The following is a 4,711-nucleotide window of genomic DNA, read 5'->3' on the forward strand; positions in this document are numbered from 1 at the left end:
CCGCCCACCTATAGGGAGTCGAGAAAGAGAAATGGACAGTAAGGTCCCCGCACGCGCGACACACCCCGCTACCGCAACCCCTGACGTCCCCGCGACCTCCGCGAAATCCGAGCCCCCCAGGCCGCCCGTGGTTTCTGCGGAGCCCTTGAAGTCCCCGGACCCCATGAACTCGGGGGATCCCATGAACTCGGCGGACCCCATGAACTCGCCGGACACTGAGAACTCGGCGGACCCTGCGGCTTCGGCGGATCCCGTGAACCCGGGGGACGCCGCGACCCCGGCGGAGCCTGTCTCCGCCCGGGGTGCGGCCGGTGCCGACGAGCCCGCCCCGGGGGACGTGCGGTCCGGGGTCTGGTGGGGTGAGTTGTCGCCGGCGCACCGGGTCGCCGCTGATCTTGACGGCTATCTGGGCGACCCGATGGACGAGGAGTCCGGGCCGTTCTCCTACAAGGCGATCGTTGAGGCCGAGGAGCGCGACGAACTGCCGGCGGGCGCGGTCGACGCCGTCCGGTCCTGGGGTTTCCCGAAGTACCTGGTGCCCGCCGGGCTCGGCGGCCGGTTGACGACCCTGGAGGACCTCTTCTTCGTCACGCGCGGCATCTCCCGCCGCAGCGTCACCGTCGCGGTGATGTACGGGTCGGGGCTGCTGGCGGTGAACCCGGTCTGGCTGTGGGGGGACGGGTGGCAGCGCAGGACCGTGGCGGACGGGGTCCTGAACGGCGACCTGGCGTGCTTCGGCGTCTCGGAGGCCGACCACGGCAGCGACGTCATGGCGTCGGAGTCGGAGGCCGAGGTCCAGGGCGACGAGCTGCTGCTGACCGGGACGAAGTGGCCGGTCGGCAACGCCACGCGCGGCCGGTTCGTCACCACCTACGCCAAGACGGGCCCGCGTGACTTCTCGCTCATCCTGGTCGACAAGCAGGAGCTCGAACCGGACATGTGGACGGCGCTGCCGCCGGTCCGGACGGTGGGGCTGCGCGGCCACGACCTGAGCGGCGTGATGTTCGTCGGCGCCCGAGTCCCGGCGGAGCGGGTGATCGGGCGGCGCGGCTCCGGGCTCGTGCAGACGCTGAAGACGCTGCAGATCACCCGGACGGCGATCGCGGCGCTGTCGGTCGGCACGATGGACGCGGTGGTCCGCATCGGGATGCGGTACTCGCGCGAGCGCACGCTGTACGGGGCGGACATCTACAACATCCCCGTGATCCGCGACCACCTGGTCAAGACGCACCTGGACCTGCTGATCGCCGAGTGCGTCGCGATCCCGGTGACGCGCAGCCTCACGGTCGCGCCGGGGCGGCTCAGCCTGTGGTCGTCGATCGTGAAGTACTTCGTCCCCGTCCTGGGGGAGGAGGTCGTGGCCAGCATCGGGACGGTGCTGGCGGCGCGCGGCTACCTGCGCGAGGGCGTGGCGCACGGGGTGTTCCAGAAGCTCCAGCGCGACCACGCGATCGCGAGCATCTTCGAGGGCACCACGCACGTCAACCTCGCCAACGTCGCCGGGCAGCTGCCGTACCTGATCGAGCCTCCGGAGGAGACGGGCCACGAGGACGAGCTGCTCGCCGACCTGTTCTGCTGGACGAGGACGCCCCCCACCTGGGAACCCGACGGCCGGATGCTGCAGCTCACCAACGAGGGCCGCGACGAGATCGGGCAGCGGTTCGAGCAGATCTCCGAGGAACTGCTGTCGGCGGCGAACGCGCACGCGGCGCCTGGGGTCGCGGCAGAGCTGAAGGACCTGATGTCCAGCATCGGTGGGCTGCGGGCCAAGGTGGACCAGGGCATCCGGGCCAGCGAGGGCGACACCGGATCAGTGGCGGCCCTGGCGCGGGCGAAGCGGTACTGCGAGTTGCACGCGATGATGTCGTGCGCCCTGACGTGGCTGCACAACAGGCACGCGTTCGGCGGGGCCTTCGCCGACGGGCAGTGGCTCGTGCTGTGCCTGCAACGCCTGCTGCAGCGCGCCCAGCCCGACACCGTCCTCTCGGAGGAGTTCCTCCCTTCGCTTGAGGCAGCGATGTTCCGCGTCTCCGACGAGCGGCGCTGGTTCTCCTTGCTGTCCCTGGCCGAAGACGAGTGATGGCCTATGCGCTCGCACAGGGATTTCGTGTCGCTCGTCCGGGAGAACATCCGGGAGCAGGGCGACGGCCGGTCGTTCACGTTCATCAGTGAGGAACCGGGCCGCAAGTACAAGGAGAACGTCCTCGGGTTCGCCGAACTCGACCGCAAGGCCCGCGCGCTGGCCTGCCGGCTGGAGGCGCGCGGGTTACGGGACAGGGCCGTCCTGCTGCTGTACCCGGAAGGGCTGGAGTTCCTGACGGCGTTCCTGGGGTGCCTGTACGCGCGGGTCGTCGCCGTCCCGGCACCCCTGCCCGACCTGGACGCGGAACGCTTCGGGCGCACCCGCCGGATCATCGACGACGCCGACATCACGCTGATCCTCACCGACACCGCCCACCGCGACACGATCGACGGATGGCTCGCCGGCGGGGGCCTGAAGGGACGCGTCCACTGCCTCGACACCGCGGCAGCGGACGGCGAGGGCCTCGACCCCGGTGACTGGGCGCCCCCCGAGTTCGGTCCGGAGACCCTGGCCTTCCTGCAGTACACCTCCGGCTCCACCAGCGAGCCGAAGGGCGTGATGGTCACCCACGGCAACCTGCTCGGCAACGGCGAGGAGATCAAGCGGCGGATCGAGGGGTCGCCCGACACGGTCGGCGTCGGCTGGGTGCCGCACTACCACGACATGGGCCTGGTGGGGCAGTTCCTCCAGCCGCTCTACCTCGGCTGCCGCTACGTGTTCACCTCGCCGATCACGTTCATCAAGCGCCCGGTGCTGTGGCTGGAGCTCATCACCCGCTACCGCGGCACGATCACGGTGGCGCCGAACTTCGGCTACGACCTGGCGCTGCGCCGCGTCACCGACCGCCAGCTGGAGGGCCTCGACCTGTCGTCCCTGCGGGTGGCGAAGAACGGCGCGGAGCCGGTCCGCGCGGCGACGCTGGAGCGGATGACCGAGCGGTTCGCCCCGGTCGGCTTCCGTCCCGAGATGTGGATGCCGTGCTACGGGATGGCCGAGACGACCCTCCTCATCACCGCCGCCCCCGTCGGCGGCGGGCCCGTCATCCGCGACTTCGACGCCGCCGCCCTCACCCGCGACACCGCCGTCCCCGCTGACACGGCCGTTCCCCGGGACGGGCCGTCCGGGGAGGAGGGCGGGGTGCGGCGGCTGGTGAGCAGCGGCCGCCCCGTCACGCTGGACGTCCGCGTGGTCGACCCGGTGACCCTCAAGGAGCGCCCGGAGGGGCACGTGGGGGAGATCTGGGTCGGCGGCGGCAGCGTGGCCAGCGGGTACTGGAGGAGCCCTGAGGAGACGCGTGAGGGCTTCCAGGCCCGCACCGCCGACGGGGAGGGCCCCTACCTCCGGACGGGCGATCTGGGCTTCGTCGCGGACGGCGAGCTGTACGTCACCGGGCGGATCAAGGACCTCATCATCGTCAACGGGCGCAACATCTACGCCCACGACATCGAGGAGGCCGCCCGGGACGCGCATCCCGCCGCCCTCGCCGGCGCGGCGTTCGTCGTCGACCCGGCGGCCGGGCGGGACGACGGGGTCGAGCACGTCGTCCTCGTCCAGGAGATCAGCACCAGGGCCGCGGCCGGGACGCCGCTGGACGAGGTGGCGTCCCTCATCAAGACCCGCGCGGCCCGCGCGTTCGAGCTGCCCGCGCTGAGCGTCGTCCTGACCGGGCGGGGCACGGTGCGGCGGACGACCAGCGGCAAGCTGCAGCGCCTCCTCACCCGGCGCGCGTACCTCGCCGGGGAGATCACCGAGCTCGCCCGGGACCTCGCACCGGGCGCCGCCGGGCCGTCCCGGACGCCCGCCTGACCGCCCGGACTGGGAGTTTCGGTGAACCGGAAAAATGACCATAACCAAACCTAGTCAAAAGCATGACTAATCATGTCGTTGTCTGCTACCGTCGGCACAACCCTGAGTCAAGGCGGGGAGAGAAAGCCGATGGCGCTACGTCACGCGGTGCTGGCGGCGCTGCTCGATGGCGAGTACAGCGGCTACCAGCTGGCCAAGATCTTCGATTTGTCGGTCTCCAACTTCTGGCATGCCGTACCGCAGCAGCTCTACTCGGAGCTGTCGAGGTTGGAGACCGAAGGTCTGATCAGCGGACGGCAGATCATCCAGCACGACCGCCCCAACAAGCGGGTGTACACCGTCACGCAGGCCGGCGTCGACGAACTCGAGCGGTTCGCGACGTCCCCCGCCAAACCAGGAATCATCCGAGAGAACCTGCTCGTCATGGTCCAGGCCGTGGACCACATCTCAGCCGAGTCCGTCATCGCGCAGCTCGAGGACCGGGCCGTGGCGTCCGCCGCCAAGGTCGAGGTCTTCGAACGCACCCTGAAGCACCTGCGCGGCGACCTGGACGAGGAGGCGTTCCTGCGGACCGGAAACCCCGTGGGGCCGTACCTGACATGCCTGCGCGGCCTGCGCTTCGAGCAGGAGAACTACGAGTGGTTCACCAGTACCGCCCGGCTGCTGCGAGCCCGGGCGGGCACACAGGCCGAGGGGGGCGAGCCGTCATGACCGGAATGCACGACACAACGGCGGCCCGCACCGCCTCGAACTCCGTGCCGCCGCATGCCCGAACGGCGGCGGCACACGCACCAACCCCCCGCGCCCTCCCCAGCCCGGCAC

General features: G+C 70.7%; 3 protein-coding genes. All 3 read left to right on the forward strand.

Annotated elements, in window-relative coordinates; translation table 11 throughout:
* Positions 1-253 precede the first annotated feature (253 nt).
* Complete coding sequence (locus E1266_RS35760) at positions 254-2,080, forward strand: acyl-CoA dehydrogenase (protein WP_207946125.1); 1,827 nt, start codon at positions 254-256, stop codon at positions 2,078-2,080.
* 6 nt (positions 2,081-2,086) lie between these two features.
* A complete protein-coding gene (locus E1266_RS35765; RefSeq protein ID WP_132054798.1) occupies positions 2,087-3,889 on the forward strand; it encodes a fatty acyl-AMP ligase in 1,803 nt (600 codons plus the stop codon).
* A 129-nt stretch (positions 3,890-4,018) separates the two neighbouring features.
* On the forward strand, positions 4,019-4,600 hold the full coding sequence (locus tag E1266_RS35770; protein ID WP_131988527.1) for a PadR family transcriptional regulator: 582 nt from the start codon (positions 4,019-4,021) through the stop codon (positions 4,598-4,600).
* Positions 4,601-4,711: the final 111 nt, after the last annotated feature.

This window comes from Actinomadura sp. 7K534, from assembly GCF_004348575.1.
GTDB lineage: Bacteria > Actinomycetota > Actinomycetes > Streptosporangiales > Streptosporangiaceae > Spirillospora > Spirillospora livida.